Genomic DNA, 25,790 nt, shown 5'->3' with positions numbered 1-25,790 from the left:
CCCCCTTCAACAGGGGGCCTTTCATGGAATTAACGTTTGTAGATGAATTCGACACCTTCTTCGTCGTCTTCGTCCCAATCCTCATCCCACTCTTCGTCATCTTCGACTTCAACTTCTTGTTCTTCAAGCTGCTGGCGGTGATAGTCATCCCACATAAACTCAACTTTCTCTGGCTGCTTCGCTTCTTCTGCCTGAGTAATTGGGTTCTCGATGATGAAGGTCATCACATCCCAGCAAAGATCTTTGACACCCATCTGGCTTGCCGCTGAAATCAGATAGTACTTATCTTCCCAGCCCATCGCTTCAGCAATGGCTTTCGCTTTGGCTTCAGCTTCCGCTTTATCCATCAGGTCGATCTTGTTGAAGACCAGCCAACGCGGTTTAGCGGCCAGCTTATCGCTGTACTTTTCCAGTTCGCCAACGATGATACGGGCATTTTCAACCGGATCTGAACCGTCGATAGGATCGATATCGATGAGGTGCAACAGAACACGACAGCGCTCAAGGTGTTTCAGGAAGCGAATACCCAGACCAGCGCCTTCAGCAGCACCTTCTATCAGACCTGGAATATCAGCAACTACGAAGCTCTTTTCGTTATCCATACGGACAACGCCCAGGCTTGGTACCAGCGTGGTAAATGGATAATCCGCGACTTTAGGTTTCGCAGCAGAAACAGAACGGATAAAGGTCGATTTACCCGCGTTTGGCATCCCCAGCATGCCCACGTCTGCCAGCAGCATCAGCTCAAGCTGCAGATCGCGTTTATCGCCAGGCGTACCCATCGTTTTCTGACGCGGAGAACGGTTAACAGAAGATTTAAAACGGCTGTTACCCAGACCATGCCAACCGCCTTTACCCACCATCAAGCGCTGACCATGCTTGGTCATATCGCCCAACGTCTCGCCAGTACCCTGGTCGATCACACGCGTACCGACCGGTACTTTAACGGTTACGTCTTTGCCACGCTTACCGGTACAGTCACGGCTCTGGCCGTTCTGACCACGTTCGGCGCGGAAAGATTTTTCGAAACGGTAGTCGATCAGCGTGTTGAGGTTTTCATCCGCCTCTAACCACACATCACCGCCATCACCGCCATCACCGCCGTCAGGACCACCACGAGGAATATATTTTTCACGGCGGAAGCTTACGCAACCATTACCGCCATCACCTGCAACAACCAAGATCGTTGCTTCATCAACAAACTTCATTTTACTCTCCGTAAATCATTCGCCTGAGCGGGGGACAACTACAACCGCTTCATTTTTGCGCCAACGTCCCCAAAGACGATGACCAATGGCGGAATACATCGCGCCCGCAACCACGACAAACGCACCGAGATATCCCAAGAGGTTTAACATCGGTTTGACGAAGAAATCGGGCCAGGCCATTGATAATAAATCTGAAAATAACAGCGTAAACAGCGGCGTGAGCGTAATTAATGCACTCACTTGGGCTGCTTGCCAGCGCGCCATCGCTTCGGCCAGCGCGCCATAACCGACCAGCGTGTTAAGCCCACAAAAAATGAGACACGCCAGTTGCCAGTCGCTGAGCTGGGTAATAACACCCGGTTTTGCTAACGGCAATAATGCTATTGTACACAAAGTGTACAATAAAAAGAGAATCTGCGGTGAGCCGAGCCTGCGCAATAACACCTTTTGCGCGACGCCATAGGTCACCCAGACCGTTGCTGCCCCAACACCGAAAATCACACCCCAGGTGTAATCCGTCAGGCGGGTAAAAATCTCGATCAGGCTGGTGTTGAAAAACATCACCAGACCGCATAACAACATACTTGCACCCACTATCTGCGTGACACGCATCTTCTCCTTGAGGATAAAGACGCTGGCAACCATCATGCCCACAGGTGAAAGCTGACCGATGACCTGTGATGCGGTGGGGCTTAAATATTGCAGAGAAGAACTGAACAGAATGAAGTTACCGAACAGGCCAGCCGTTGCGATAGCCAGGAGAATCAGCCAACGCGGTTTACGAAAAATCCGCAGCGGTGGAAGTTTTCCTTTTATCGCCAGAATCGCGCCAAGGCCAATACTGGCCATTAAAAAGCGATAAAACACTACCGTAGGCGGTTCCATGACTTCCAGAACCTGCTTCATGGCAATGGGCAACGCTCCCCAGCACACCGCCGTAGTGAGTGCCAAAAGAATACCGATGCCTGCCTGCTGTTTCATGCCCGTTTTTCCTGCAGAAAATTTTTCCGGGTTTTCAATGTAAAAAGCCCCGCAACACGTTGCGGGGCTTTAATCCGTTACCGGACCACGAAAAACTTACTCAGCAACGATGCTGATGTATTTACGGTTGTTCGGGCCTTTAACTTCAAATTTCACTTTACCGTCTGCTTTAGCAAACAGAGTGTGGTCACGACCGCAACCTACGTTGTTACCAGCGTGGAATTTGGTGCCACGTTGACGAACGATGATGCTACCCGCCAGAACGGTTTCGCCACCGAAACGCTTAACGCCAAGACGTTTAGCTTCTGAGTCGCGACCGTTACGAGTTGAGCCGCCAGCCTTTTTATGTGCCATTTAAATCTCTCCTCAGGTCTTAGGCGCTGATGCCAGTAATTTTCACATCAGTGAACCACTGACGGTGGCCCTGCTGCTTACGGTAGTGTTTACGACGACGAAACTTAACGATTTTAACTTTCTCGCCACGACCATGAGCAACAACTTCAGCTTTGATAACGCCGCCATCAACGAAAGGAACGCCGATTTTGACTTCTTCACCGTTTGCGATCATCAGAACTTCAGCGAACTCAACAGCTTCGCCAGTTGCGATGTCCAGCTTTTCCAGGCGAACGGTCTGACCTTCGCTTACTCGGTGTTGTTTACCACCACTTTGGAAAACCGCGTACATATAGAACTCCGCTTCCGCGCACATCCTCGTGTGATTCAGAGTGCGCTATAAATATTCACAATAGGGCGCGAATATTACGCAAAACGCGAGCCTTTGACAAGTGCTACCATCAATACATGAAGAAAAAAAACACAACACGTACGGTAACGTTTATCTGAGCCGTTTTTTCAGTACAATCAGGCATACTATTTGATAAACCAAAACCCTACGTTAGCCCATTTGATATGTGGTAAACAGGATAAGAAGCCCGGCTTTTGCGATGAATTTAGATAAAATCAACGAGTTAACCGCGCAAGATATGGCGGGTGTGAATGCAGTAATCCTGGAGCAACTCAACTCTGATGTTCAGCTCATCAATCAGTTGGGTTATTACATCGTCAGTGGCGGCGGTAAACGCATTCGCCCAATGATCGCCATTCTGGCTGCCAGAGCCGTTGGATATCAGGGAGATGCGCACGTCAATATTGCGGCACTCATCGAATTTATCCACACCGCGACTCTTCTTCATGATGATGTGGTGGATGAATCCGATATGCGTCGCGGAAAAGCGACCGCAAATGCCGCATTTGGCAACGCAGCGAGCGTTCTCGTGGGTGATTTTATCTATACCCGCGCATTCCAGATGATGACGAGCCTTGGTTCGTTAAAGGTGCTGGAAGTCATGTCAGAGGCCGTAAACGTCATCGCCGAAGGTGAAGTGCTGCAGTTGATGAACGTCAACGATCCGGACATCACCGAAGAAAACTACATGCGTGTGATTTACAGCAAAACGGCGCGTCTGTTTGAGGCCGCAGCGCAGTGCTCCGGCATTCTTGCAGGCTGTACTGAAGCGCAAGAGCGTGGCTTGCAGGACTATGGCCGCTACCTTGGCACCGCATTCCAGCTGATCGACGATTTACTGGATTACAGTGCGGATGGTGAAACCCTGGGCAAAAACGTGGGCGATGACCTAAACGAAGGTAAACCTACCCTGCCCCTGCTGCATGCAATGCGCAACGGATCACCGGAACAAGCGAAATTGATTCGTGAAGCGATCGAGCAAGGAAATGGTCGACATCTTCTGGAACCTGTACTGGAAACAATGGCGATCTGCGGATCGCTTGAATGGACACGCCAGCGGGCTGAAGAAGAAGCGGATAAAGCGATTACCGCCATTCAGGTTATTCCAGACAGCCCATGGCGCGATGCGTTAATTGGCCTTGCCCACATCGCCGTTCAGCGCGATCGTTAAAAGCTCAACGTCTCCTCGCGCCCCTGCTGGGGAGACTCCAATAAATTCCAATAAGCTCTTCATTCGCGTTAATTCATCAGCTTACAGGCTGCATGAATAAAGCCCTGTCATATTCCGAATATTGCCTCCAGTTATGCGAACTTTTTAGAACAGCCCGTCTAAGAAGGTATAGTAACTCACGTCAATTCACCTGAATGACGTGGACGCATTTCACTCTAAGGACAGCATATGGAAAAGAAGTTTATTGACTGGCATTCGGCCGACATTATTGCCGCACTGCGCAAAAAAGGGACCTCACTTGCAGCGGAATCAAGGCGCAGCGGGCTTAGCTCTTCAACGCTTGCCAATGCGTTGACTCGCCCTTGGCCGAAAGGAGAATTGATTATTGCGACGGCGCTGGAAACACAGCCCTGGATTATCTGGCCTTCGCGTTACCACGACCCGATTACCCATGAATTTATAGACAGAACGCGAATGATGCGTCAGAAAAAGCAGGAAAACGAGCACGAGGACTGACGCTTGCGAGAGACTTGCAGGAGAAAAGAACAGCAACCCCCCGGCCATTTGGCAGGGGGCTGCCGGAACGATTACTCGCCCTTTACACGCTCGATGTTTGCACCCAGAGCGCGCAGTTTGTCCTCAATACACTCATAACCACGATCGATGTGGTAAATGCGGTCCACAATCGTTGTGCCTTCGGCAATGCAACCCGCCAGCACCAGGCTCGCAGAAGCACGTAAATCCGTTGCCATCACCTGAGCACCAGACAGCGTTTCTACGCCATGACAAATCACGGTGTTGCTTTCAATTTCTGCGCGCCCACCCATACGAATGAGTTCAGGTACGTGCATAAAGCGGTTTTCGAAGATGGTTTCAGTGATAAAGCCTGTCCCTTCAGCCACCAGGTTCAGCAGCGTAAACTGTGCCTGCATATCGGTTGGGAACGCCGGATGCGGAGCCGTGCGTACGTTAACCGCTTTAGGGCGCTTACCGTGCATGTCCAAACTAATCCAATCTTCACCGGTTTCAATGTCTGCACCGGCATCGCGCAGTTTCGCTAATACGGCATCCAGGGTGTCTGGCTGCGCATTGCGACACAGAATTTTACCGCCAGAAATCGCCGCAGCAACCAGGAAGGTGCCTGTTTCGATACGGTCGGGTAACACGCGGTATACGCCGCCGCCCAGACGCTCAACACCTTCGATGGTGATGCGGTCAGTGCCCTGCCCGGTAATCTTCGCGCCGAGTGCGACGAGGAAATTCGCTGTATCAACAATTTCCGGTTCGCGAGCCGCGTTTTCGATAACGGTTGTGCCTTCCGCCAGCGTCGCCGCTGACATGATGGTGACCGTCGCGCCGACGCTGACTTTATCCATCACAATGTGCGCGCCTTTCAGACGGCCATTGACGGAGGCTTTAACGTAGCCTTCTTCGAGCTTGATATCTGCACCCAGCTTTTCAAGACCGAAGATATGTAAATCAACTGGACGCGCGCCAATCGCACAGCCGCCCGGCAGAGAAACCTGACCCTGGCCAAAACGCGCCACCAGCGGGCCAAGCGCCCAGATAGACGCACGCATGGTTTTCACCAGATCGTACGGGGCAGAAAAGTTATTCACCTTGCTGGCATCAATCCAAACCGAACCATTACGTTCCACTTTTGTGCCCAACTGGGTGAGCAGCTTCATCGTGGTGTCGATGTCTTTCAGCTTCGGTACGTTCTGAATTTCTACCGGCTCTTCCGCAAGCAGTGCGGCAAACAGAATCGGCAGCGCGGCGTTTTTCGCGCCGGAAATTGTGACTTCGCCCTGGAGACGCGTAGGCCCCTGTACACGAAATTTATCCATGATTGTGCTCTCTTATGAATTCAACCGTGCTGCGGGCAAACCACCCTCAGCTCAAAAACCGTTTAGTTTGCGATCGCGTTCCCACTCTTGCGGGGTATAAGCTTTGATCGACAGGGCGTGGATGCGGTTATCCGCAATGTATTCCATCAGCGGCGCGTAGACAGCCTGCTGTTTCTTCACACGGCTCATGCCGTCGAATATCTCACCCACAGTAATAACCTGAAAGTGACTGCCATCGCCGGTGACGTGGACTTCCTGAAGGGAGAGTGCGTTCATCAGCACCGACTGGATTTCATGATTTTCCATGGGTTCTAAATCATCTTTAGTGAAAACAAGCCCAACATCTTAGAGCAAAGTGACGCAGTCTTAAACAAGCAAAAAGCCCCGACCGTGAAACAGTCGAGGCTTTAAGAAGTAACGCACTGAAAAAATTAGCGAGGTAATACGTCTTCGGGCAAATTATAAAGTTTTGCCAGGGTGAGAACGTTTTCGCTGACACCCGCCAGTTTCACCGCTGCACCCTGTTTTTTGCCTTCAGCCACGAGATGCACTAACAGTGCAACGCCCGCGGTGTCCACACGCGTTACGCTATGCAAATCAATCAGCGTGACGCCTTGCATAGCGAATTCACGCGAATCCCATAACGGAATCAGCAGGTCCTGATCAAGCTCGCCTGACAAGAATAATGTGTCACTTTCACGCGTCCAGCTTAATGGCTGCGTCATTACTTTCTCTCGTCCAACGAAATTTTCTGGCTGGAGATAGATTTCAACTGTTCGGTAAGACCATCGATGCCTTTGGTGCGCAGCAAATCGCTCCACTCGTTTTGCTTAGTCGTAATCATGCTCACGCCTTCAGCAATCATGTCGTAAGCCTGCCAGTTTCCAGTTTGCGTATTTTTACGCCACTGGAAGTCCAGGCGCACCGGGGGACGGCCGTTTGGATCGATGATGGTAACGCGAATAGGCACAATGGTCGCATCGCCCAGCGGTTGCTCTGGAGCAATCTGATAGGTCTGGCCATGATACATCGCCAGCGCCTGACCATAAGCCTGCTTCAGGTATTCACGGAATGCCGCAAAGTAAGCATCACGCTGCGCAGGCGTGGCATCTTTGTAATAACGGCCCAGAACTAACGCACCCGCATATTTCACCTGCACGTAGGGCAACAGCTCTTGATCAACCACATCACGGAGATAATCCGGATTGGAACGAATTTTTGATTGCTCATTTTTGAGGCGGTCAAACGTCTTCTTCGCCGCTTCGTCCATCTGTTTATAAGGATTGGCCTGATCCGCTGCATAGGCGGCACTCAGTGGGGCAATCACCAGCATGGCAACCATCAATAGTCGTTTAATCATCAATTACTTCTCCTGAGATGAATGGGTTGCGCCAGGGGTCGGAGCAACATCAGTTTGGCCTTCGCTCTTTGCAGAGGCATCGTCAGTGGTTTTGGCGTCCCCTTTGTTGCTGTAAAGGAACTGACCAATCATGTCTTCGAGCACCATCGCAGATTTGGTATCCTGGATTACGCCGCCATCTTTAAGGATAGACGTTCCCAGTTCTGGGTCTTCAAAGCCGACGTTTAACGCCAGATATTGTTCACCCAACAGACCGGAAGTACGGATGGAGAGCGAGCTGGTGTCCGGAATGTGGTTGTAGCGCTCTTCGATCTCCATTTCTACCCGCGGCAGATAGGTTTTTTCATCGAGAGTAATGTCCGCTACTCGGCCAATCACAACGCCGCCGATACGAACCGGTGAACGCGCCTTCAGGCCCCCGATATTATCGAATGTCGCATAGAGACGATAAGTGGGTTCAGTCCGAATTGAGGTGATGTCCGCCGCGCGGAGGCAAATAAACAGTGCAGCCAACAGCGCCAGCACAAGAAACACACCTACCCAAATTTCACTTTTTCTTGTTTGCATGAACTCAATTCCCAAACATCAGTGCGGTGAGCACAAAATCCAGACCCAGTACGGCCAGCGACGAATGAACTACAGTGCGCGTTGTCGCGCGACTAATCCCTTCAGAGGTCGGTATCGCATCGTAACCATTGAACAACGCAATCCAGGTAACCGTGAACGCAAAGACCACGCTTTTAATCAGGCAGTTCACGAGATCCATACGCAGATCAACCGCATCCTGCATCGCGGACCAGAAGAAGCCCGCGTCAATGCCTTTCCACTGCACGCCCACCAGCGAACCGCCCCAAATTCCGACGGCCACAAACAGAATAGTCAGCAGAGGTAGCGAGATCACACCCGCCCAAAAACGCGGAGAGATAACACGACGCAGAGGATCAACCGCCATCATTTCCATGCTGGAAAGCTGTTCCGTTGCGCGCATCAAACCAATTTCTGCAGTTAACGCAGAACCCGCGCGTCCGGCAAAAAGCAGCGCCGCAACAACCGGTCCAAGTTCGCGCAACAGAGAAAGAGCCACCAGCATACCGAGGCTGGTTTCAGCGCTGTACGTCGTTAGAACAAGGTAGCCTTGCAGCCCAAGAACCATACCGATAAACAAACCGGACACGATAATAATGAGCATCGACAGTACGCCGACATTATAGAGCTGGCGTACCAGCAATGGCGCATGCTTGCGAAATTCCGGCTTGCCTACCAGCGCATTGAACAACATCAACCCGGCACGCCCGAACGTCCTGATGGTTTTTATGCCACGGTGTCCCAGAGCGGCCAACGCATTTAACAGCATCAGTGGCTTAACTCCCTATTCCCAATAAATCTTGATGATAATCACACGCGGGATAGCGGAACGGCACAGGGCCATCCGCAATACCGTCCAGGAACTGTCGAACCCGTGGATCGCAGTTATTCTGCAATTCTTGAGCCCCCCCGTGCGCCACAATTTTTTTATCCGCCACAATGTAAGCGTAATCCGCAATGCTCAGCACTTCGGGGACATCATGAGAGACCACAACGCAGGTGACGCCGAGTGCACTGTTAAGTTCTGAAATCAGCTTAACCAGCACGCCCATGGTAATAGGGTCCTGGCCGACGAAAGGTTCGTCGAACATGATCAAATCGGGTTCCAGCGCGATAGCACGCGCCAGCGCCGCACGCCGCGCCATTCCGCCAGACAGCTCAGAAGGCATCAGCTTGGCAGCGCCACGCAGCCCCACCGCTTCAAGCTTCATCATGACCGTCGTTTTCAGTAGTTCAGGGGACAAATGCGTATGTTCACGCAGCGGATACGCCACGTTATCAAAGACGTTCATATCGGTGAATAACGCACCCGACTGAAACAACATACTCATGCGCTTACGCACGGTGTAGAGGCGCGTTCGCGACATCTCAGGCACATTTTCGCCGTCAAAAAGAATTTCGCCGCTGTCTGGCGGGATCTGTCCACCGATCAGACGCAGCAGCGTTGTTTTGCCGATGCCGGATGGTCCCATGATCGCAGTGATCTTGCCACGCGGCACCGTCAATGTAATGTCTTCGAAGATCAATCGGTTGCCGCGGGAGAAGCTGACGTCACGGACATCGACTAAATTCGCCATTGTTTGGCTCATTTAAAATTCCTTTCTTTCCCTTTGAGGTTAAGCATGGCGCTTAATTCAGCCTTAAACCCGACATTTTTGCAGAATATTGCCTGTACAGGTTAGCGAAAGCTGGCATTTGTTTTACTTTTCCGACGCATAAAGTCAAAATTAGAGAATCGTTACGTCTACAGACTGCATGCGGCGCCAGAGATTCATTCTCAGTGGACCGGCGAGTATACCTGAATAAAGGATTTTTGATGCTTTTAGCAACGGCACTGTTAATAATCGGTTTACTGTTAGTGGTCTACAGTGCTGACCGCCTGGTTTTTGCAGCATCCATCCTGTGTCGGCTTTTTGGCATACCGCCCCTTATCATCGGGATGACCGTGGTGAGTGTCGGAACATCGCTTCCAGAAATTATCGTCTCTGCTTCAGCGTCTCTTCATGGTCAGGTTGACCTCGCGATTGGGACGGCAATTGGCTCTAACATCGTCAATATATTATTGATCCTCGGCCTCGCCGCGCTGATGCATCCATTTCGCGTGCATTCTGATGTTCTGCGCCGCGAATTGCCGCTAATGTTAATTGTCAGCCTGCTGGCAGGTTACGTGCTTTATGACGGGCAACTCACGCTGGATGACGGCATCCTGCTCATTGCGCTGGCGGTCATCTGGCTGCTGTATATCGTTAAAATTGCGCGTCTGGCGGAAAAGCAGGGAAATGACAGCCTGACGCGTGAGCAAGTTGCGGAACTGCCTCGCGAAGGCACCCTGCCCGTCGCCCTGCTGTGGCTGGGCATCGCGCTGATTATCATGCCAATGGCCACGCGTATGGTCGTTGACAATGCCACCGTACTGGCCAATTTCTACGCCATCAGTGAGCTCACTATCGGCCTGACTGTGATTGCGATTGGCACCAGTTTGCCAGAACTGGCTACCGCCGTTGCCGGCGCACGTAAAGGCGAAGGTGATATGGCGATTGGCAATATCATTGGCTCCAATATCTTTAACATCGCTATCGTGATGGGTTTACCGGCGCTGATTGCGCCAGGGGCATTTAATCCGCTGGCCTTCTCGCGCGATTACGGGGTGATGCTCATTGTCAGTATCATTTTCGCCCTGCTGTGCTGGCGACGTAAACAACAAATTGGCAAAGGCGCGGGTGCTTTGCTGACGGGTGGTTTTATCGTATGGATGGCGATGCTGTACTGGCTGTCGCCTCTTCTCTCTGGGTAAACGGAACGCATTATGTCGCAAATAGAATTGCAACCGGGTTTTGACTTTCAAAAAGCAGGCAAAGAAGTTCTGGAGATTGAACGTGAAGGTCTGGCGCAGTTAGATCAATACATTAATCAGGATTTCAGCCTTGCGTGCGAGAAAATATTCTCCTGCGCGGGCAAAGTCGTGGTGATGGGCATGGGCAAATCGGGTCATATTGGGCGCAAAATGGCCGCGACGTTCGCCAGTACCGGAACATCCTCATTCTTCGTTCATCCCGGTGAAGCCGCTCATGGCGATCTCGGAATGGTGACGCCGCAGGACATCGTTATCGCCCTGTCGAATTCGGGTGAGTCCAACGAGATTCTGGCGCTGATTCCCGTGCTGAAACGACTCCACGTCCCGCTCATTTGCATGACCAGCCGACCAGAAAGCACGATGGCGCGCGCGGCCGATGTTCATTTATGCGTGAAAGTGCCGAAAGAAGCTTGCCCACTCGGCCTTGCGCCGACCTCCAGCACGACCGCTGCGCTGGTGATGGGAGATGCCCTCGCCGTTGCGCTTCTTGAAGCACGAGGCTTCACGCCAGAAGATTTCGCGCTCTCTCATCCTGGCGGTGCGCTGGGACGTAAGCTACTGCTGCGGGTAAATGATATTATGCATACGGGCGCAGAGATCCCTCGCGTCAGTAAAGATGCCCCGCTGCGCGACGCCTTGCTGGAAATTACGCGTAAAAATCTCGGCATGACGGTGATTTGCGACGACCAGATGAATATCGAAGGGATCTTCACTGATGGCGATTTACGCCGTGTGTTTGATATGGGCGTTGATGTCCGCACGCTGGGTATCGCCGACGTAATGACGCCAGGCGGCATCAGAGTCCGTCCCGCCACGCTGGCAGTCGAAGTTTTGAACCTAATGCAGTCCCGTCATATTACCGCCGTCATGGTTGCCGATGGCGACCAACTGCTGGGTGTGGTACATATGCATGATCTTCTGCGCGCAGGCGTAGTGTAATGAAGGATAAGACAATGAGTAATGCGGGTGCATCCCTTGCAACCTGTTATGGTCCGGTAAGCACGCAAATGATGACGCAGGCGGAAAAGATTCGTCTGCTGATTCTGGATGTAGATGGCGTTCTTTCCGATGGCTTGATTTTTATGGGCAATAACGGCGAAGAGCTGAAAGCATTTAACGTGCGCGACGGTTACGGCATTCGTTGTGCGCTCACATCCGGGATAGAAGTTGCCATTATCACCGGGCGTAAGGCTAAACTGGTAGAAGATCGCTGTGAGACATTGGGCATCACCCATCTGTATCAGGGCCAGTCTGACAAAATGGTCGCTTTCAGAGATTTACTGGCGAAACTGGCCATCGCACCTGAGAATGTGGCCTATGTCGGGGACGACCTGATTGACTGGCCGGTGATGGCTGAAGTGGGGTTAAGTATCGCCGTCGCCGATGCACATCCTCTGCTGATCCCGCGCGCGGACTATGTCACCCGGATCAACGGGGGGCGCGGTGCCGTTCGCGAGGTGTGCGATTTGTTATTGCTGGCACAGGGCAAGCTTGATGAGGCCAAAGGGCAATCGATATGAGTAAAACCAGACGTTGGGTTATCATTCTGCTTTCACTGGCCGTGTTGATATTGATTGGCGTGAATCTCGCTGACAATGACGATGCGCCAGCAGAAGTGGTCGCCACTAACGATCCGACCTATAAGAGCGATCACAGCGACACGGTGGTTTACAGCCCGGAAGGCGCGCTGAACTATCGCTTAATTGCCCAGCACGTTGAGTATTTTTCCGATGAAGGTATCTCGTGGTTTACTCAGCCGGTCATGACCACGTTTGACACCAATAAGGTGCCGACCTGGTCGATCAAATCTGACAGAGCAAAATTGACAAATGACCGTATGCTTTATCTGTACGGTCACGTAGAAGTGAACGCCCTGACCGCTGACTCTCAACTACGCAAAATTACGACAGATAATGCGCAGATCAACCTGGTGACTCAGGATGTGACGTCGCAAGATCTGGTGACGTTATACGGCACTACATTTAATTCCAGCGGTTTGAGAATGCGCGGGAACTTACGCAGCAAAAACGCCGAGCTGATTGAAAAGGTTAGAACCTCATATGAAATTCAAAATAAACAAACTCAGCCTTAATTTTGTTATCGCCAGCGCGCTGCTGGCCGCCAGTCTCCCTGCCCTTGCGGTGACAGGAGATACTGAGCAACCTATTCATATCGAGTCTGACACTCAGTCACTTGATATGCAGGGGAACGTTGTGACCTTCACGGGCAACGTCGTGATGACGCAGGGCACCATCAAAATCAATGCCGATAAAGTGGTTGTCACCCGTCCTGGCGGTGAACAAGGCAAAGAAATTATTGATGGCTACGGCAATCCGGCAACGTTCTATCAAATGCAGGATAACGGTAAGCCGGTTAAAGGCCACGCCTCGCACATGCACTATGAGCTGGCGAAGGACCTTGTCATCCTGACCGGCAATGCTTATCTAGAGCAGTTGGACAGCAACATCACCGGCGATAAGATCACTTATCTGGTGAAAGAGCAGAAAATGCAGGCATCCAGCGAGAAAGGTAAGCGCGTGACAACCGTACTGGTTCCGTCTCAGCTGCAGGACAAAGGGAAAACCCAGGCTCCCGCACAGAAAAAGAGTAACTAATTCGTTATGGCAACATTAACTGCAAAAAACCTCGCCAAAGCCTATAAAGGCCGCCGCGTCGTGGAAGATGTCAGTCTGACCGTTAACTCCGGCGAAATTGTTGGCCTGTTGGGTCCTAACGGTGCAGGTAAAACCACCACCTTTTACATGGTGGTTGGCATTGTTCCGCGCGATGCGGGCAACATCATCATTGATGATGAAGACATTAGCCTGCTGCCGCTGCACGCTCGCGCGCGTCGCGGGATTGGCTATCTGCCGCAGGAGGCGTCTATTTTCCGCCGTCTAAGCGTGTTCGACAATCTGATGGCCGTCCTGCAAATCCGTGACGATTTGACCGCTGAGCAGCGTCAGGATCGCGCCAACGAATTGATGGAAGAGTTCCATATCGAACACCTGCGCGACAGCCTCGGCCAGGCACTTTCGGGGGGTGAACGCCGCCGAGTAGAAATTGCTCGTGCCCTGGCAGCCAATCCGAAATTTATCCTTCTGGATGAACCATTTGCAGGCGTCGACCCCATCTCCGTTATCGACATTAAACGCATTATCGAACATCTGCGCGACAGCGGTCTCGGTGTGCTGATTACCGACCACAACGTGCGTGAAACGCTGGCCGTTTGTGAGCGCGCGTATATCGTCAGCCAGGGTCATTTAATTGCTCACGGCACGCCACTCGAAATCCTCGAAGATGAACATGTTAAGCGCGTGTACCTTGGGGAAGACTTCAGACTCTGATAGGGTAGAGGTTAAGTTACGCAGGACCGGAGAAAAACGCCCTGAACATGAAGCAAGGTTTGCAATTAAGGCTCAGCCAACAGTTGGCGATGACGCCACAGTTACAACAGGCGATCCGTCTGTTGCAACTGTCAACGTTAGAACTTCAGCAGGAACTGCAGCAAGCGCTGGACAGTAATCCACTGCTGGAGCAAACCGATCTTCATGAAGAGGTAGATACCCAGGAAAAGCAGGATACCGAAACGCTCGATACGGCAGATGCCCTTGAGCAAAAAGAGATGCCTGACGAGTTACCGCTAGATGCCAGCTGGGATGAAATTTACACCGCTGGAACCCCTTCCGGAACGCGCGCTGATTATCAGGATGATGAGTTACCGGTTTATCAGGGTGAGACCACGCAGTCGCTACAGGATTACCTGATGTGGCAGGTGGAGTTGACCCCTTTCACCGAAACCGATCGCGCGATTGCCACTTCCATTGTCGATGCCGTGGATGACACCGGGTATTTAACGGTGACCCTGGACGAAATTCTGGAAAGCATGGGTGATAGCGAAATCGAACTCGACGAGATCGAAGCCGTTCTCAAGCGCATTCAACGCTTTGACCCTGTCGGCGTCGCAGCAAAGGATCTGCGCGACTGTTTGCTGATCCAGCTTTCTCAGTTTGCAAAAGAGACGCCAAGACTCGACGAAGCGCGACTGATTATCAGCGAACATTTGGATTTGCTGGCGAATCATGATTTCCGCAGCCTGATGCGCGTGACGCGACTCAAAGAAGATGTACTGAAGGAAGCGGTGAATCTGATCCAGTCGCTCGATCCCCGGCCGGGGCAATCGATCCAAACCGGCGAACCCGAATATGTGATTCCTGACGTTCTGGTCCGAAAGCACAACGGTCTCTGGACCGTAGAACTCAATTCCGACAGCATTCCCCGCCTGCAAATCAACCAGCAATATGCTTCCATGTGCACCAGTGCGCGGAACGACTCCGACAATCAATATATTCGTAGCAATCTTCAGGAAGCGCGATGGCTGATCAAAAGCCTCGAAAGCCGAAATGATACGCTGCTACGCGTGAGTCGCTGCATTGTGGAACAGCAGCAAGGCTTTTTTGAGCAGGGCGAAGAATTTATGAAACCGATGGTTTTGGCAGATATTGCTCAAGCCGTTGAGATGCACGAATCGACCATTTCGCGTGTGACCACGCAGAAGTATCTGCACAGCCCGCGTGGTATTTTTGAGCTTAAGTATTTCTTCTCCAGTCATGTGAATACCGAAGGCGGCGGCGAAGCCTCGTCGACGGCAATTCGTGCTCTGGTTAAGAAGTTGATCGCCGCGGAAAACCCCGCGAAGCCACTGAGTGACAGTAAGTTAACCACCATGCTGTCCGATCAGGGTATCATGGTGGCACGTCGTACTGTTGCGAAGTATCGAGAGTCTTTATCCATTCCGCCGTCTAACCAGCGTAAACAACTGGTTTGACACAACCGATAAGGAAGACACTATGCAGCTCAACATCACAGGACACAATGTCGAAATCACTGAGGCTTTACGCGACTTTTTGAATACAAAATTCGCCAAGCTGGAGCAGTATTTCGAGAGGATCAATCAGGTCTACATTGTGTTGAAAGTGGAGAAAGTGACTCATATCTCGGACGCAACCCTGCACATAAACGGGGGCGAAATCCATGCCAGTGCGGAAGGGCAAGACATGTACGCGGCTATCGACGGCTTGATTGACAAACTTGCGCGACAGCTTAATAAACATAAAGATAAACTGAAACAACACTAATTGTCCGAGCAGTTAACGGGTGCAGGGCGGCCTGTTGTGATACACAACAGGCCATTTGTACAGTTAGCGCTTAGGTGAAATTATGATGAACAACGATTCCGGTCTTCAATTAAGTCATGTCCTTAACCAGGAATGTACCCGCAGTGGCGTTCACTGCCAGAGCAAAAAGCGCGCTCTGGAAATCATCAGTGAACTGGCCGCAAAACAGTTAAGCCTGCCACCTCAGGTGGTGTTTGAGGCCATTCTGACCCGTGAAAAAATGGGCAGTACCGGTATCGGCAATGGTATTGCCATTCCGCATGGCAAGCTGGAGGAGGACACACTGCGCGCCGTGGGCGTCTTTGTCCAACTGGAAACGCCGATCGCTTTTGATGCGATCGATAACCAGCCCGTCGATCTGCTTTTCGCTCTGCTGGTGCCTGCTGACCAGACCAAAACCCATTTGCATACGCTTTCGCTTGTGGCCAAGCGTCTGGCAGATAAAACAATTTGCCGCCGTCTGCGCGCAGCTCAAAGTGATGAGGAACTGTATCAAATTATCACCGAAGCGGAAGGCAATCAGGATGATGCGTAACCACAAGATGGCCTCCACATCTGCAGGCGCGAGGAGAAACGGAACATGGTGCTGATGATCGTCAGCGGTCGTTCGGGCTCGGGGAAATCCGTGGCCCTTCGAGCACTCGAAGATATGGGTTTTTATTGCGTCGATAACCTTCCGGTCGTGCTGCTACCAGAACTGGCGCGTACGCTAGCTGACAGACAAATTTCAGCTGCCGTCAGCATCGACGTCCGTAATATGCCGGAATCGCCGGAAGTCTTTGAGCAGGCGATGAGCAGCCTGCCAGAAACCTTCACTCCGCAATTGCTGTTCCTGGATGCCGATCGCAACACGCTGATTCGTCGCTACAGTGATACCCGACGTTTGCATCCGCTTTCCAGCAAAAATCTCTCCCTTGAGAGCGCTATCGACGAAGAGAGCGATTTGCTGGAGCCGCTGCGTTCCCGTGCCGATTTGATTGTCGACACCTCCGAGATGTCGGTTCATGAACTGGCCGAAATGCTGCGCACCCGCTTGCTGGGCAAACGTGAGCGTGAGCTCACCATGGTATTCGAATCGTTTGGCTTCAAACACGGGATCCCTATCGATGCGGATTATGTGTTTGACGTGCGCTTCCTACCCAACCCGCACTGGGACCCTAAACTGCGCCCAATGACCGGTCTGGATAAGCCTGTCGCAGCATTCCTCGACAGACATACAGAAGTTCACAATTTTATATACCAGACGCGAAGCTACCTTGAGCTATGGTTACCTATGCTGGAAACCAACAACCGCAGCTACCTGACCGTAGCCATTGGTTGTACCGGCGGTAAACATCGTTCGGTGTATATTGCTGAACAGCTGGCCGACTATTTCCGCTCACGCGGTAAAAACGTTCAGTCTCGTCATCGCACGCTGGAAAAACGCAAAACATGACCGTAAAACATACCGTTGAGATCACCAACAAGCTGGGCATGCACGCCCGTCCAGCGATGAAATTGTTTGAATTGATGCAGGGTTTTGACGCTGAAGTGTTGTTGCGTAACGACGAAGGCACCGAAGCCGAAGCCAACAGCGTTATCGCGCTACTCATGCTCGATTCCGCCAAAGGTCGCCAGATTGAAGTCGAAGCCACCGGTCCGCAAGAAGTTGAGGCGCTGGAAGCGGTCGTTGCGCTGTTTAACTCAGGCTTTGACGAGGACTGATTTAGCGGTTTGCCCTTCGCCCCTTGCATGCATCCAAGGGGCTTGAGATTCACTCAGTACAGTTTATTTCTGGTCATAAACCCTTCCCCACCAAGCTGACGCATCTGGCGCATAATCCACGCCTGGCGACTACGGACGTATCCCGATGGCGCATTCGCTTTGTAGATAATGGGGTTAGGCAATACGGCGGCCAGCAGCGCCGCCTCTGACTGACTCAGACGACTGGCGGGCTTATTGAAATAGCGCTGTGCTGCGGCTTCGACACCAAACACCCCGTCGCCAAACTCAGCAATATTCAGGTACACCGTCAGGATGCGTTTTTTACTCCAGACCGTTTCCATCCCGACCGTCAACCCGGCTTCCAGCCCTTTTCGCACCCAGCTTCGATCATCCCACAAAAACAGATTTTTCGCCGTCTGCTGTGAAAGAGTCGATGCGCCGCGTACGCGTTTTTCATTCCGCTCATTATGCGCCAGCGCCTTCTCGATTGCCGAAACGTCAAATCCCCAGTGTTCCGGGAATTTCTGATCTTCCGCCGCAATCACCGCCAGCCCCATCCATGGCGAAATCTCGTCCATGCTCACCCAGTCGGAATGCGCCACATAACCGAAATGGCCGGTTAGCCATGCGCTGACTTGACGCTCCACCATCACCGCCGAAAAGGGCACGGGCATAATGCTAAACAACGCGATGCCGCCGCCCCAGAAAACGGCCAGCGCCAGCACCACGCGAATGAAGATTCGCTTCGCCCATGCGACAGGAGAACGTTTTTGACTCACTGGGTCAGAACCAACACACGGTCAACCAGCTTATCAATACCGGTTGCAGCTTCTGCGATGTTTTGCGCCACCATATAGGCTGGCGTGGTCACGATCTTATTGTCTTCATCGACAACAATATCGTCGACCGGACAAGGCACATGTTCCCCGCCCATCTCTTCGATCACTTCCGCCGTGTCGATATCAGTGCCAATGGTCAAACGTAACGGGAAATCAAAAATCTTTGGCAGCATGGCGGGCGCGATGCACATAAAGCCCAGCGGTTTTCCCAACGCATGCATGCGTTGAGCCAACGCTTGCAACGCGCTATCGATGTGGCACTCACTCCCCTGGCTGGCGAAGGTGCTCAAATTTTTTGCCGCGCCAAACCCACCGGGAACGATCAGAGCGTCCAGTTCATCAGCATTTGCCTGCGCGAGCGGCAAGATATTGCCTCGGGCAATACGGGCGGCTTCGATGAGTACATTACGCGTTTCAGACATCGGTTCACCAGACAGATGGTTAATCACATCCACCTGATTTTTATCCGGCGCAAAGCAAACGGCTTCTGCGCCCTGTTTAGCCAGCGCAAGCAGCGTCAAAACGGATTCGTGTATCTCTGCACCGTCGTAAACGCCGCACCCACTCAGCACTACACCCACTTTTGTCATCTTGCTGTTCCTTCTCTCCAACCGTCTGAAGCATATTAAAAATTCTGATTAAAACGCTATGCTTCACACATTTCACTGATTCATGTAACAAATCATTTAAGATTTGCTATCTTAACTGCGTGCGGCCTCATTCTTAAGGCAGCGTCCATGCGAAAACAACACAAAGAATCAGGCGCGGCCACGATTTCCCTGGTGTTGGCGCAGTATTTCGCGCACCCCGGTTTATCCGGGGTCATTTTTTTGTACTTTCCACCCACGCTTTCAGCACGGCAACATCGTTTTGCCATTCCTGCTTCATCTCTTCAACCCATTCACCCACGTTATCCGACCACGCAGGTAAATCGGGAGACTGGATCTGCTGACCCAACTGCTGCAAATGACGCAAACCAATCGACCCGGCGGCACCTTTAATTTTGTGACCCTCTTCGACGATACCTTTCTGATCGCGAGCCGTCAGGTTCGATTCCAGCACGTTTAAATAGCCTGGCATCATTTTTTCGAATACGGCCAGACCATCGGTGATCAGCTTCGGACCCACCAACTCGATATACTGTTCAAGCATGGCGATATCCAGAATCGTTTGCGCTTTTTCGCTATCAACTGACGTCATAGTGCTCTCCTCTTCATCACAGGTATCCCAGAATTTCTTGATCATGGCAGTCAGGGCCGGCACCGCCAGCGGCTTGCTGAGCACATCGTCCATGCCAGCATCGAGGTACTCTTTTTTGTCCTTCAGCACGTTCGCCGTCAGCGCGACCAGTGGCGGAAGTTCATCGCGGGCATAACGTTGCGTCAGCTCGCGCGAGATATCCAGCCCAGTCATGTCCGGAAGCTGGATATCCAGCAGCACGAGATCATATTCACCGGGGGTAAACATCTCCAGCGCGGCGGTGCCGGTCATCGCCACATCGACGCTATTACCCAGTTTTTCCAGCACCGAACGGGCAACAATGACGTTCAATTCAATATCTTCAACCAGCAACACATGCAGCGCAGGTAATGGCAATTCGTCGTTTTCGAAGGTGTCTTCCACCTCTTCCGCTACCGCCGGGGCATGGACAGTCAGCGTAAACGTTGAGCCTTTACCCTGCTGGCTTGAAACCGTGATATCCCCACCCATGCTTTTTGCCAGGCGGCGCGATACGGCCAGGCCAATCCCGGTTCCCGTCGCGGGTTTCCCGCCGTTGCTGTCTTTCACCTGATAATACATGGCGAAAATCTTGTCGTGCTCATCCTGCGGAATACCGATACCGGAATCTTGCACCTCGAAGTGCAGCATATCGCCCTGGTCAAAACGTATCCGAACCACCACTTCACCCTGCTGGGTAAATTTCACGGCATTGCTGATAAGATTCCACAGGATCTGGCGCAAGCGCGTCCCGTCAGTCACCACTTTATGTGGCAACGGCAATGTTGGCTCAAGCACAAAACGCAGCCCTTTTTGCTGAGCCTGTAAGCCTGAGAGATTTTCTAGATCGGCCAGGAAACCGGTGAAGTCGACCGGCTGGTTATCCAGCTGGACTTTGCGGCGCTCCATCTTATCCATGTCGATAATATCATTGAAAATATTACCCAGCGTCACCGCAGAAACATGAATGGTTTTGAGATATTTCTCTTGTTCGCTGGTTAATTCGGTATCCAGCAAAATACGACTGAGCCCCACGATGCCATTCAGCGGCGTGCGCAATTCATGGCTGATGGTGGAGATGAAGGTGGTCTTGTCACGGCTGGCACGCTCAAGCGCGTCCTGATAGCGCTTACGCTCGGTAATATCGCGGCCAAAGCCCATCAGCCCGTGGCGCTTACCGACGCGGTCGTAATATGGGACTTTGCGGATTTCAAAACAGGCTTTGCGACCGTCCGGATAATCCAGCCACTGTTCGTAAGTTAAAGAGACATTGTGACGGAACACTTTCTCGTCGGTTTCAATCACTTTTACCGCAGCCTCTGCGGAGTAAACGTCCTGCGGCTTAAGATGAATCAGCTGTTTTTCGCTTTTTCCCGTCAACAACTCCATGGCCCGGTTGCAGCCAGAAAATTCTTTATCTTCATTACGATAGAAAACGAGATCGGGTGAGGCATCAAGGAAAGATCGCAGGAATGAGGATTGCTGTTCGAGCTGAATTTGCGTCACTTCACGCTCTTTCATCTCGATTTTCAGTTGCTCAAGCGTGGCCTGACGTTCCGCTTCCGCCTTCTCACGATCTGAAATTTCCTGGTTCAACTGCGCAATGTTGTCCTTCAACTGTACGTTGAGTTTGAGATCGCGATCGCGCATCTCCTCCAGCTTTTGCACCAGCCGGGAAAGACGCTGGCGCGATTCCTCCAGTTGCTCCACCACCACCGAGAGAAAATAGACGGCCCACGGCGTGATTAACAAACCAAAGAAGATTGAGCGGATAACGTCAATGCTCTCAACCTGCCCGTGCAGCACCATGGTCACGGCCATCTGGACCACAATCGCCAGAACCACCAGCGCCAGGGCCAACAGCAGGGAAAAACGCACCAGGCCGAGCTTCATCATCAGATCGACGTAATACTGCGCCAGCATACGAATTTGCTTCATAGGGGATCCCTTCACAACATCATCGCTCAATCATACTCAAATTTGAGGCAAGACGTTGAAGGTTGTGTGAAAAAGTGCGGAGTGAAACGGGTGAGGAGACTCACTCCCGGCGATGCGGGAGTGAGTAAATCAGGAAACTAAGAGCGTCTGAGGAGTAACCAAAGGCTTATCAGGAAGAACGAAGCGCTTGGAAGTAGTGCGCCAATCAGCGGCGGAATGCCGTAGACCAGCGTCAACGGACCGAAGATCTGATCCAGCACGTAAAAGACGAAACCAAAGCTGATCCCCGTCACCACACGCACGCCCATTGCCACGCTACGCAGCGGCCCGAAGATAAACGACAGCGCCATCAGCATCATCACCGCCACCGACATCGGCTGGAAAATTTTGCTCCACATGTTGAGCTGGTAGCGCCCCGCATCCTGGCCGCTCGACTTCAGATACTTCACGTAATTGTGTAAGCCACTTATTGATAACGCATCTGGATCCAATGCCACCACACCCAATTTGTCTGGGGTCAGATTGGTCTTCCAGGTGCCTGATACCGTCTGAGAACCGGTAATTTGCTTAGGATCTTGCAGATTAGATTCATCCACCTGCGACAAACGCCATACCCTGTTTGCAGAATCAAATTTTGCTGTCGCCGCATACCGGACGGACTGCAAACGACGATTATCGTTGAAAGCGTAAATACTCACGCCCCCCAGTTCATCGTCGCCCTTCACGCGTTCGATATAGACAAAATTATTGCCGTCTTTAGCCCACAAGCCCTGCTGAGTGGACATCAGTGAGCCGCCGTACATGGCTTGTGCACGGTAATTACGCGCCATCTGCTCGCCCTGCGGTGCCACCCACTCGCCAATAGCCATGGTCAGCAACACCAGAGGAATAGCCGTTTTCATGACCGACAGCGCCACTTGCATACGGGTGAAACCCGACGCCTGCATCACCACCAGCTCACTGCGCTGTGCCAGCATTCCCAGACCTAACAATGCGCCAAGCAGCGCGGCCATCGGGAAGAAAATCTGCACATCTTTCGGAATGCTGAGAAGGGTATACATCCCCGCACCCAGTGCGTCGTAACTGCCCTGCCCGGCTTTTTTCAGCTGGTCAACAAACTTGATGATGCCGGAGAGCGACACCAGCATGAACAACGTCATCATGATGGTGGTGAAAATAGTTTTACCGATATAGCGGTCAAGAACGCCAAACGCCTGCATTACACCGCTCCTTTACGCATTAAACGGGCACGGATGCGACGCATCGGCACGGTATCCCACATGTTCAATACTACCGCCAGTAGCAGATACAGACCGTTGACGGCCCATGTCCAAATCATGGGATCGATCTTACCCTTTCCACCGTTAGACTTGATGGACGTTTGCAGCAGGAAGTACACCAGATAAAGCAGCATGGCCGGTAACATCGACAGTACACGGCCCTGACGTGGGTTGACCACGCTCAGCGGCACGACCATCAGCGCCATCATAAACACGGTGAATACCAGCGTCAGACGCCAGTGCAATTCTGCGCGGGCGCGATTGGTATCGGTATTGATCAGCGTGCGCATGTCCATCTGCTCAGTATCTGTCGGGTCGAGGGCCACGTTTTGATGGCCAACAACCGCCTGATAGTTCTGGAAGTCCGTAATACGGAAATCGCGCAGCAACGCTGTGCCTTCGAAACGCGTACCCTTATTCAACGTCACAACCTGAGAGCCGTCTTTACGTTGTGCGAGTTGACCGGAATCAGCCACCACCACCGACGGGCGGGCGTTGCCTTTCGTACGAATTTGCGCGAGGAACACGTCGTTGAAACGGCTACCGTCGACGCTCTCAATAAAGAGCACGGAACTGCCGTCAGAAGCTTGCTGGAACTGGCCTTGCGCCAAGGCAGCCATGCCTGGGTTAGCTTTTGCCTCTGCAAGCACTTCGTCCTGATGTTTTGAAGACCAGGGCCCTGCCCACATGACGTTCACCGCCGCCACGATACCCGTGAACAGCGCCAGTACCATCGCGGCTTTCACCAATACGGCTTTGCTGAGGCCGCAGGCATGCATGACCGTGATTTCACTTTCGGTGTAGAGTTTGCCCAGCGTCATGAGCAGGCCGAGGAAAAGGCTTAGCGGCAGAATAAGCTGCGCCATTTCAGGCACGCCTAATCCGAGCAGAGAAAGCACCAGATTTGTTGGGATTTCACCGTCAACAGCCGCACCGAGGATCCTGACCAGCTTCTGACAGAAAAAGATCAGAAGCAGGATGAAAAGGATGGCCAGTTGGCTCTTGAGCGTCTCCCGTACCAGATATCTTATGATTATCACTTTAAATACGCCCGTAAAAACCCGTCTCTTTGCTGGAATATTGCTTGTTTCATGGCTTAAAGGTCATTTATTCTCTTGAGTCGTCGAAATCACCGCTAAAATTAAAAAACCCGGCGGATTCGCGCTTCAGGAAATTTTTTGAACTGCCGAAACCGTAGTAACGTAAGATTAACACGAAGTCACCACAACAGCGGACATGAGTTACGAAAGGTTGCAATTCTATCCGTAGCCGCCGTCGTTGTCTTTAAGATTCAGGAGCGTAGTGCATGGAGTTCAGTGTAAAAAGCGGTAGCCCGGAGAAACAGCGGAGTGCCTGTATCGTTGTGGGCGTCTTTGAACCACGCCGTCTCTCCCCGATCGCCGAACAACTCGATAAAATCAGTGACGGCTATATCAGCGCCCTGCTTCGCCGTGGCGAACTGGAAGGCAAACCTGGGCAGACGCTGTTGCTGCATCATGTTCCAAATGTGCTGTCCGAACGCATTCTGCTGATCGGCTGTGGCAAAGAGCGTGAGTTGGATGAACGTCAGTATAAACAAGTTATTCAGAAAACCATTAATACGCTGAATGATACTGGCTCGATGGAAGCCGTCTGCTTCCTGACCGAACTGCACGTCAAAGGCCGTAACACCTACTGGAAAGTGCGCCAGGCGGTTGAGACAGCGAAAGAAAGTCTCTACAGCTTTGACCAGCTGAAAACCACCAAAAGCGAACCGCGTCGTCCGCTGCGGAAGATGGTCTTTAATGTGCCTACTCGTCGCGAATTGACCAGCGGCGAACGCGCGATTCAGCACGGTCTGGCGATTGCTGCCGGTATCAAAGCAGCAAAAGATCTCGGCAATATGCCGCCGAATATCTGTAACGCGGGCTACCTGGCTTCTCAGGCACGTCAATTGGCGGATTCGTACAGCAAAAATATCGTGACCCGCGTCATCGGCGAACAGCAGATGAAAGAGCTGGGGATGCACTCGTACCTTGCGGTCGGCAACGGTTCCCAAAACGAATCGCTGATGTCAGTAATAGAGTACAAAGGCAACCCGTCAGAAGATGCGCGCCCAATCGTGCTCGTCGGTAAAGGGCTCACTTTTGACTCCGGCGGTATCTCCATCAAGCCTGCCGAAGGCATGGACGAGATGAAGTACGACATGTGCGGCGCTGCGGCGGTGTACGGTGTGATGCGTATGGTGGCCGAGCTACAGCTACCGATTAACGTTATCGGCGTGCTGGCGGGCTGCGAAAACATGCCTGGCGGCCGTGCCTATCGCCCTGGCGATGTCCTGACCACCATGTCCGGCCAGACTGTCGAAGTGCTGAACACCGACGCCGAAGGCCGTCTGGTGCTGTGCGATGTGCTGACCTACGTTGAACGCTTCGAGCCTGAAGCGGTTATCGACGTCGCCACATTGACCGGTGCCTGCGTGATTGCCCTGGGCCATCACATCACCGGCCTGATGTCGAACCACAACCCGCTGGCGCATGAGCTGATCGGTGCCTCCGAACAGGCTGGCGATCGCGCGTGGCGTCTGCCGTTGGGCGATGAGTATCAGGAACAGCTGGAATCCAACTTTGCGGATATGGCGAACATTGGCGGTCGTCCGGGTGGTGCTATCACTGCGGGCTGCTTCCTGGCGCGCTTCACGCGTAAGTACAACTGGGCGCACCTTGATATCGCGGGCACCGCATGGCGCTCCGGTAAAGCCAAAGGCGCGACCGGTCGTCCTGTCGCCCTGCTGTCACAGTTCCTGCTCAACCGCGCCGGGTTTAACGGCGAAGAGTAAACTAATCGTATGCCCGACCGGCGCGTTGCCGTCGGGCATTACGTTTAAATTCACCACAAGAAGCC

The 25,790-nt window shown here is 52.4% G+C and carries 30 protein-coding genes; 14 read left to right on the top strand and 16 right to left on the bottom strand.

Annotated features, from left to right (window positions below):
- Positions 1–29: 29 nt before the first annotated feature.
- From cgtA to rplU, 4 genes are all read right to left on the bottom strand, one after another.
- Positions 30–1,208, bottom strand: a complete 1,179-nt coding sequence (gene cgtA, locus AC07RN_RS15435; protein WP_174342824.1) for an Obg family GTPase CgtA — start codon at positions 1,206–1,208, stop codon at positions 30–32.
- A 15-nt stretch (positions 1,209–1,223) separates the two neighbouring features.
- Complete coding sequence (locus tag AC07RN_RS15430) at positions 1,224–2,189, bottom strand: DMT family transporter (protein ID WP_015960602.1); 966 nt, start codon at positions 2,187–2,189, stop codon at positions 1,224–1,226.
- A 96-nt stretch (positions 2,190–2,285) separates the two neighbouring features.
- Positions 2,286–2,543, bottom strand: coding sequence for a 50S ribosomal protein L27 (rpmA, locus tag AC07RN_RS15425; RefSeq protein WP_007673187.1), 258 nt, complete (start codon positions 2,541–2,543; stop codon positions 2,286–2,288).
- A 19-nt stretch (positions 2,544–2,562) separates the two neighbouring features.
- Positions 2,563–2,874 (bottom strand): 50S ribosomal protein L21, encoded by a 312-nt coding sequence (rplU, locus tag AC07RN_RS15420; protein ID WP_015960603.1) that lies wholly within the window; start codon positions 2,872–2,874, stop codon positions 2,563–2,565.
- A 259-nt stretch (positions 2,875–3,133) separates the two neighbouring features.
- Here rplU and ispB point away from each other — a divergent pair, with 259 nt between their 5' ends.
- Both ispB and sfsB read left to right on the top strand, forming a co-directional pair.
- Positions 3,134–4,105, top strand: a complete 972-nt coding sequence (ispB, locus tag AC07RN_RS15415) for an octaprenyl diphosphate synthase (protein ID WP_478336754.1) — start codon at positions 3,134–3,136, stop codon at positions 4,103–4,105.
- A gap of 228 nt (positions 4,106–4,333) precedes the next feature.
- Positions 4,334–4,621 carry a DNA-binding transcriptional regulator SfsB gene (sfsB, locus tag AC07RN_RS15410; protein WP_015960605.1) on the top strand — a complete coding sequence of 96 codons (288 nt, stop codon included), beginning with the start codon at positions 4,334–4,336 and terminating at the stop codon, positions 4,619–4,621.
- A 71-nt stretch (positions 4,622–4,692) separates the two neighbouring features.
- Here the strand turns inward: sfsB and murA are convergent, their stop codons facing one another.
- From murA to mlaF, 7 genes are all read right to left on the bottom strand, one after another.
- Positions 4,693–5,952 (bottom strand): UDP-N-acetylglucosamine 1-carboxyvinyltransferase, encoded by a 1,260-nt coding sequence (gene murA / locus AC07RN_RS15405; RefSeq protein ID WP_015960606.1) that lies wholly within the window; start codon positions 5,950–5,952, stop codon positions 4,693–4,695.
- Positions 5,953–6,003: 51 nt separating this feature from the next.
- Positions 6,004–6,258: a BolA family iron metabolism protein IbaG gene (ibaG, locus tag AC07RN_RS15400; RefSeq protein ID WP_015960607.1), complete on the bottom strand. Its 255-nt coding sequence runs from the start codon at positions 6,256–6,258 to the stop codon at positions 6,004–6,006.
- Between the two features lie 125 nt (positions 6,259–6,383).
- The gene (mlaB, locus tag AC07RN_RS15395; RefSeq protein WP_015960608.1) at positions 6,384–6,677 is read right to left on the bottom strand and encodes a lipid asymmetry maintenance protein MlaB; all 294 of its coding nucleotides are present in this window, start codon (positions 6,675–6,677) and stop codon (positions 6,384–6,386) included.
- Positions 6,677–7,312 carry a phospholipid-binding protein MlaC gene (gene mlaC / locus AC07RN_RS15390; protein ID WP_407437250.1) on the bottom strand — a complete coding sequence of 212 codons (636 nt, stop codon included), beginning with the start codon at positions 7,310–7,312 and terminating at the stop codon, positions 6,677–6,679. Before mlaC ends, mlaB begins: the two co-directional genes overlap by 1 nt.
- A gap of 3 nt (positions 7,313–7,315) precedes the next feature.
- The gene (mlaD, locus tag AC07RN_RS15385; RefSeq protein ID WP_015960610.1) at positions 7,316–7,879 is read right to left on the bottom strand and encodes an outer membrane lipid asymmetry maintenance protein MlaD; all 564 of its coding nucleotides are present in this window, start codon (positions 7,877–7,879) and stop codon (positions 7,316–7,318) included.
- 4 nt (positions 7,880–7,883) lie between these two features.
- Entirely contained in the window at positions 7,884–8,666 is a 783-nt protein-coding gene (gene mlaE, locus AC07RN_RS15380) for a lipid asymmetry maintenance ABC transporter permease subunit MlaE (RefSeq protein ID WP_015960611.1), read from the bottom strand.
- A 7-nt stretch (positions 8,667–8,673) separates the two neighbouring features.
- The gene (gene mlaF, locus AC07RN_RS15375) at positions 8,674–9,486 is read right to left on the bottom strand and encodes a phospholipid ABC transporter ATP-binding protein MlaF (RefSeq protein WP_015960612.1); all 813 of its coding nucleotides are present in this window, start codon (positions 9,484–9,486) and stop codon (positions 8,674–8,676) included.
- Positions 9,487–9,713: 227 nt separating this feature from the next.
- On the opposite strand from mlaF, the gene AC07RN_RS15370 reads away from it, so the two are divergent.
- The 11 genes from AC07RN_RS15370 to npr all read left to right on the top strand — a co-directional run bounded on the left by AC07RN_RS15370 (position 9,714) and on the right by npr (position 17,632).
- Positions 9,714–10,691 (top strand): calcium/sodium antiporter, encoded by a 978-nt coding sequence (locus tag AC07RN_RS15370; protein WP_015960613.1) that lies wholly within the window; start codon positions 9,714–9,716, stop codon positions 10,689–10,691.
- Positions 10,692–10,703: 12 nt separating this feature from the next.
- Complete coding sequence (kdsD, locus tag AC07RN_RS15365; protein WP_015960614.1) at positions 10,704–11,690, top strand: arabinose-5-phosphate isomerase KdsD; 987 nt, start codon at positions 10,704–10,706, stop codon at positions 11,688–11,690.
- A gap of 14 nt (positions 11,691–11,704) precedes the next feature.
- A complete protein-coding gene (gene kdsC, locus AC07RN_RS15360) occupies positions 11,705–12,271 on the top strand; it encodes a 3-deoxy-manno-octulosonate-8-phosphatase KdsC (RefSeq protein WP_015960615.1) in 567 nt (188 codons plus the stop codon).
- Positions 12,268–12,843 (top strand): LPS export ABC transporter periplasmic protein LptC, encoded by a 576-nt coding sequence (gene lptC / locus AC07RN_RS15355; protein ID WP_133631563.1) that lies wholly within the window; start codon positions 12,268–12,270, stop codon positions 12,841–12,843. Before kdsC ends, lptC begins: the two co-directional genes overlap by 4 nt.
- Positions 12,812–13,366 (top strand): lipopolysaccharide ABC transporter substrate-binding protein LptA, encoded by a 555-nt coding sequence (gene lptA / locus AC07RN_RS15350; protein WP_041689538.1) that lies wholly within the window; start codon positions 12,812–12,814, stop codon positions 13,364–13,366. Before lptC ends, lptA begins: the two co-directional genes overlap by 32 nt.
- 6 nt (positions 13,367–13,372) lie before the next feature.
- Positions 13,373–14,098, top strand: coding sequence for an LPS export ABC transporter ATP-binding protein (gene lptB / locus AC07RN_RS15345; protein ID WP_015960618.1), 726 nt, complete (start codon positions 13,373–13,375; stop codon positions 14,096–14,098).
- A 47-nt stretch (positions 14,099–14,145) separates the two neighbouring features.
- Positions 14,146–15,579, top strand: a complete 1,434-nt coding sequence (gene rpoN / locus AC07RN_RS15340; protein ID WP_015960619.1) for an RNA polymerase factor sigma-54 — start codon at positions 14,146–14,148, stop codon at positions 15,577–15,579.
- Positions 15,580–15,601: 22 nt separating this feature from the next.
- On the top strand, positions 15,602–15,889 hold the full coding sequence (gene hpf / locus AC07RN_RS15335; RefSeq protein ID WP_015960620.1) for a ribosome hibernation promoting factor: 288 nt from the start codon (positions 15,602–15,604) through the stop codon (positions 15,887–15,889).
- An 82-nt stretch (positions 15,890–15,971) separates the two neighbouring features.
- A complete protein-coding gene (gene ptsN / locus AC07RN_RS15330) occupies positions 15,972–16,463 on the top strand; it encodes a PTS IIA-like nitrogen regulatory protein PtsN (protein WP_015960621.1) in 492 nt (163 codons plus the stop codon).
- A 45-nt stretch (positions 16,464–16,508) separates the two neighbouring features.
- A complete protein-coding gene (rapZ, locus tag AC07RN_RS15325; protein ID WP_015960622.1) occupies positions 16,509–17,363 on the top strand; it encodes an RNase adapter RapZ in 855 nt (284 codons plus the stop codon).
- The gene (gene npr, locus AC07RN_RS15320) at positions 17,360–17,632 is read left to right on the top strand and encodes a PTS phosphocarrier protein NPr (RefSeq protein WP_015960623.1); all 273 of its coding nucleotides are present in this window, start codon (positions 17,360–17,362) and stop codon (positions 17,630–17,632) included. The genes rapZ and npr overlap by 4 nt, the downstream gene beginning before the upstream one ends.
- A gap of 53 nt (positions 17,633–17,685) precedes the next feature.
- On the opposite strand, the gene mtgA is transcribed toward npr, so the two are convergent.
- From mtgA to lptF, 5 genes are all read right to left on the bottom strand, one after another.
- Positions 17,686–18,411: a monofunctional biosynthetic peptidoglycan transglycosylase gene (mtgA, locus tag AC07RN_RS15315; RefSeq protein ID WP_478336753.1), complete on the bottom strand. Its 726-nt coding sequence runs from the start codon at positions 18,409–18,411 to the stop codon at positions 17,686–17,688.
- A complete protein-coding gene (gene elbB, locus AC07RN_RS15310) occupies positions 18,408–19,061 on the bottom strand; it encodes an isoprenoid biosynthesis glyoxalase ElbB (protein WP_478336752.1) in 654 nt (217 codons plus the stop codon). Before elbB ends, mtgA begins: the two co-directional genes overlap by 4 nt.
- Before the next feature lie 232 nt (positions 19,062–19,293).
- Positions 19,294–21,627 carry an aerobic respiration two-component sensor histidine kinase ArcB gene (gene arcB, locus AC07RN_RS15305; RefSeq protein WP_015960626.1) on the bottom strand — a complete coding sequence of 778 codons (2,334 nt, stop codon included), beginning with the start codon at positions 21,625–21,627 and terminating at the stop codon, positions 19,294–19,296.
- A gap of 137 nt (positions 21,628–21,764) precedes the next feature.
- A complete protein-coding gene (gene lptG / locus AC07RN_RS15300) occupies positions 21,765–22,847 on the bottom strand; it encodes an LPS export ABC transporter permease LptG (protein WP_015960627.1) in 1,083 nt (360 codons plus the stop codon).
- Complete coding sequence (gene lptF / locus AC07RN_RS15295) at positions 22,847–23,947, bottom strand: LPS export ABC transporter permease LptF (RefSeq protein WP_015960628.1); 1,101 nt, start codon at positions 23,945–23,947, stop codon at positions 22,847–22,849. Before lptF ends, lptG begins: the two co-directional genes overlap by 1 nt.
- A gap of 266 nt (positions 23,948–24,213) precedes the next feature.
- Here lptF and pepA point away from each other — a divergent pair, with 266 nt between their 5' ends.
- A complete protein-coding gene (pepA, locus tag AC07RN_RS15290; protein ID WP_015960629.1) occupies positions 24,214–25,725 on the top strand; it encodes a leucyl aminopeptidase in 1,512 nt (503 codons plus the stop codon).
- Positions 25,726–25,790 lie beyond the last annotated feature (65 nt).

Source organism: Lelliottia sp. GFLA7 (assembly GCF_056490165.1).
Note: the sequence above shows the minus strand (reverse complement) of the source record. Positions and strands in the feature narration are given on the sequence as shown.

Excerpts from the sequence above, each read along its gene's own strand:
- cgtA (WP_174342824.1), bottom strand. The coding sequence starts at position 1,208 with ATGAAGTTTGTTGATGAAGCAACGATCTTGGTTGTTGCAGGTGATGGC.
- AC07RN_RS15430 (WP_015960602.1), bottom strand. The coding sequence starts at position 2,189 with ATGAAACAGCAGGCAGGCATCGGTATTCTTTTGGCACTCACTACGGCG.
- rpmA (WP_007673187.1), bottom strand. The coding sequence starts at position 2,543 with ATGGCACATAAAAAGGCTGGCGGCTCAACTCGTAACGGTCGCGACTCA.
- rplU (WP_015960603.1), bottom strand. The coding sequence starts at position 2,874 with ATGTACGCGGTTTTCCAAAGTGGTGGTAAACAACACCGAGTAAGCGAA.
- ispB (WP_478336754.1), top strand. The coding sequence starts at position 3,134 with ATGAATTTAGATAAAATCAACGAGTTAACCGCGCAAGATATGGCGGGT.
- sfsB (WP_015960605.1), top strand. The coding sequence starts at position 4,334 with ATGGAAAAGAAGTTTATTGACTGGCATTCGGCCGACATTATTGCCGCA.
- murA (WP_015960606.1), bottom strand. The coding sequence starts at position 5,952 with ATGGATAAATTTCGTGTACAGGGGCCTACGCGTCTCCAGGGCGAAGTC.
- ibaG (WP_015960607.1), bottom strand. The coding sequence starts at position 6,258 with ATGGAAAATCATGAAATCCAGTCGGTGCTGATGAACGCACTCTCCCTT.
- mlaB (WP_015960608.1), bottom strand. The coding sequence starts at position 6,677 with ATGACGCAGCCATTAAGCTGGACGCGTGAAAGTGACACATTATTCTTG.
- mlaC (WP_407437250.1), bottom strand. The coding sequence starts at position 7,312 with ATGATTAAACGACTATTGATGGTTGCCATGCTGGTGATTGCCCCACTG.
- mlaD (WP_015960610.1), bottom strand. The coding sequence starts at position 7,879 with ATGCAAACAAGAAAAAGTGAAATTTGGGTAGGTGTGTTTCTTGTGCTG.
- mlaE (WP_015960611.1), bottom strand. The coding sequence starts at position 8,666 with ATGCTGTTAAATGCGTTGGCCGCTCTGGGACACCGTGGCATAAAAACC.
- mlaF (WP_015960612.1), bottom strand. The coding sequence starts at position 9,486 with ATGAGCCAAACAATGGCGAATTTAGTCGATGTCCGTGACGTCAGCTTC.
- AC07RN_RS15370 (WP_015960613.1), top strand. The coding sequence starts at position 9,714 with ATGCTTTTAGCAACGGCACTGTTAATAATCGGTTTACTGTTAGTGGTC.
- kdsD (WP_015960614.1), top strand. The coding sequence starts at position 10,704 with ATGTCGCAAATAGAATTGCAACCGGGTTTTGACTTTCAAAAAGCAGGC.
- kdsC (WP_015960615.1), top strand. The coding sequence starts at position 11,705 with ATGAGTAATGCGGGTGCATCCCTTGCAACCTGTTATGGTCCGGTAAGC.
- lptC (WP_133631563.1), top strand. The coding sequence starts at position 12,268 with ATGAGTAAAACCAGACGTTGGGTTATCATTCTGCTTTCACTGGCCGTG.
- lptA (WP_041689538.1), top strand. The coding sequence starts at position 12,812 with ATGAAATTCAAAATAAACAAACTCAGCCTTAATTTTGTTATCGCCAGC.
- lptB (WP_015960618.1), top strand. The coding sequence starts at position 13,373 with ATGGCAACATTAACTGCAAAAAACCTCGCCAAAGCCTATAAAGGCCGC.
- rpoN (WP_015960619.1), top strand. The coding sequence starts at position 14,146 with ATGAAGCAAGGTTTGCAATTAAGGCTCAGCCAACAGTTGGCGATGACG.
- hpf (WP_015960620.1), top strand. The coding sequence starts at position 15,602 with ATGCAGCTCAACATCACAGGACACAATGTCGAAATCACTGAGGCTTTA.
- ptsN (WP_015960621.1), top strand. The coding sequence starts at position 15,972 with ATGATGAACAACGATTCCGGTCTTCAATTAAGTCATGTCCTTAACCAG.
- rapZ (WP_015960622.1), top strand. The coding sequence starts at position 16,509 with ATGGTGCTGATGATCGTCAGCGGTCGTTCGGGCTCGGGGAAATCCGTG.
- npr (WP_015960623.1), top strand. The coding sequence starts at position 17,360 with ATGACCGTAAAACATACCGTTGAGATCACCAACAAGCTGGGCATGCAC.
- elbB (WP_478336752.1), bottom strand. The coding sequence starts at position 19,061 with ATGACAAAAGTGGGTGTAGTGCTGAGTGGGTGCGGCGTTTACGACGGT.
- arcB (WP_015960626.1), bottom strand. The coding sequence starts at position 21,627 with ATGAAGCAAATTCGTATGCTGGCGCAGTATTACGTCGATCTGATGATG.
- lptG (WP_015960627.1), bottom strand. The coding sequence starts at position 22,847 with ATGCAGGCGTTTGGCGTTCTTGACCGCTATATCGGTAAAACTATTTTC.
- pepA (WP_015960629.1), top strand. The coding sequence starts at position 24,214 with ATGGAGTTCAGTGTAAAAAGCGGTAGCCCGGAGAAACAGCGGAGTGCC.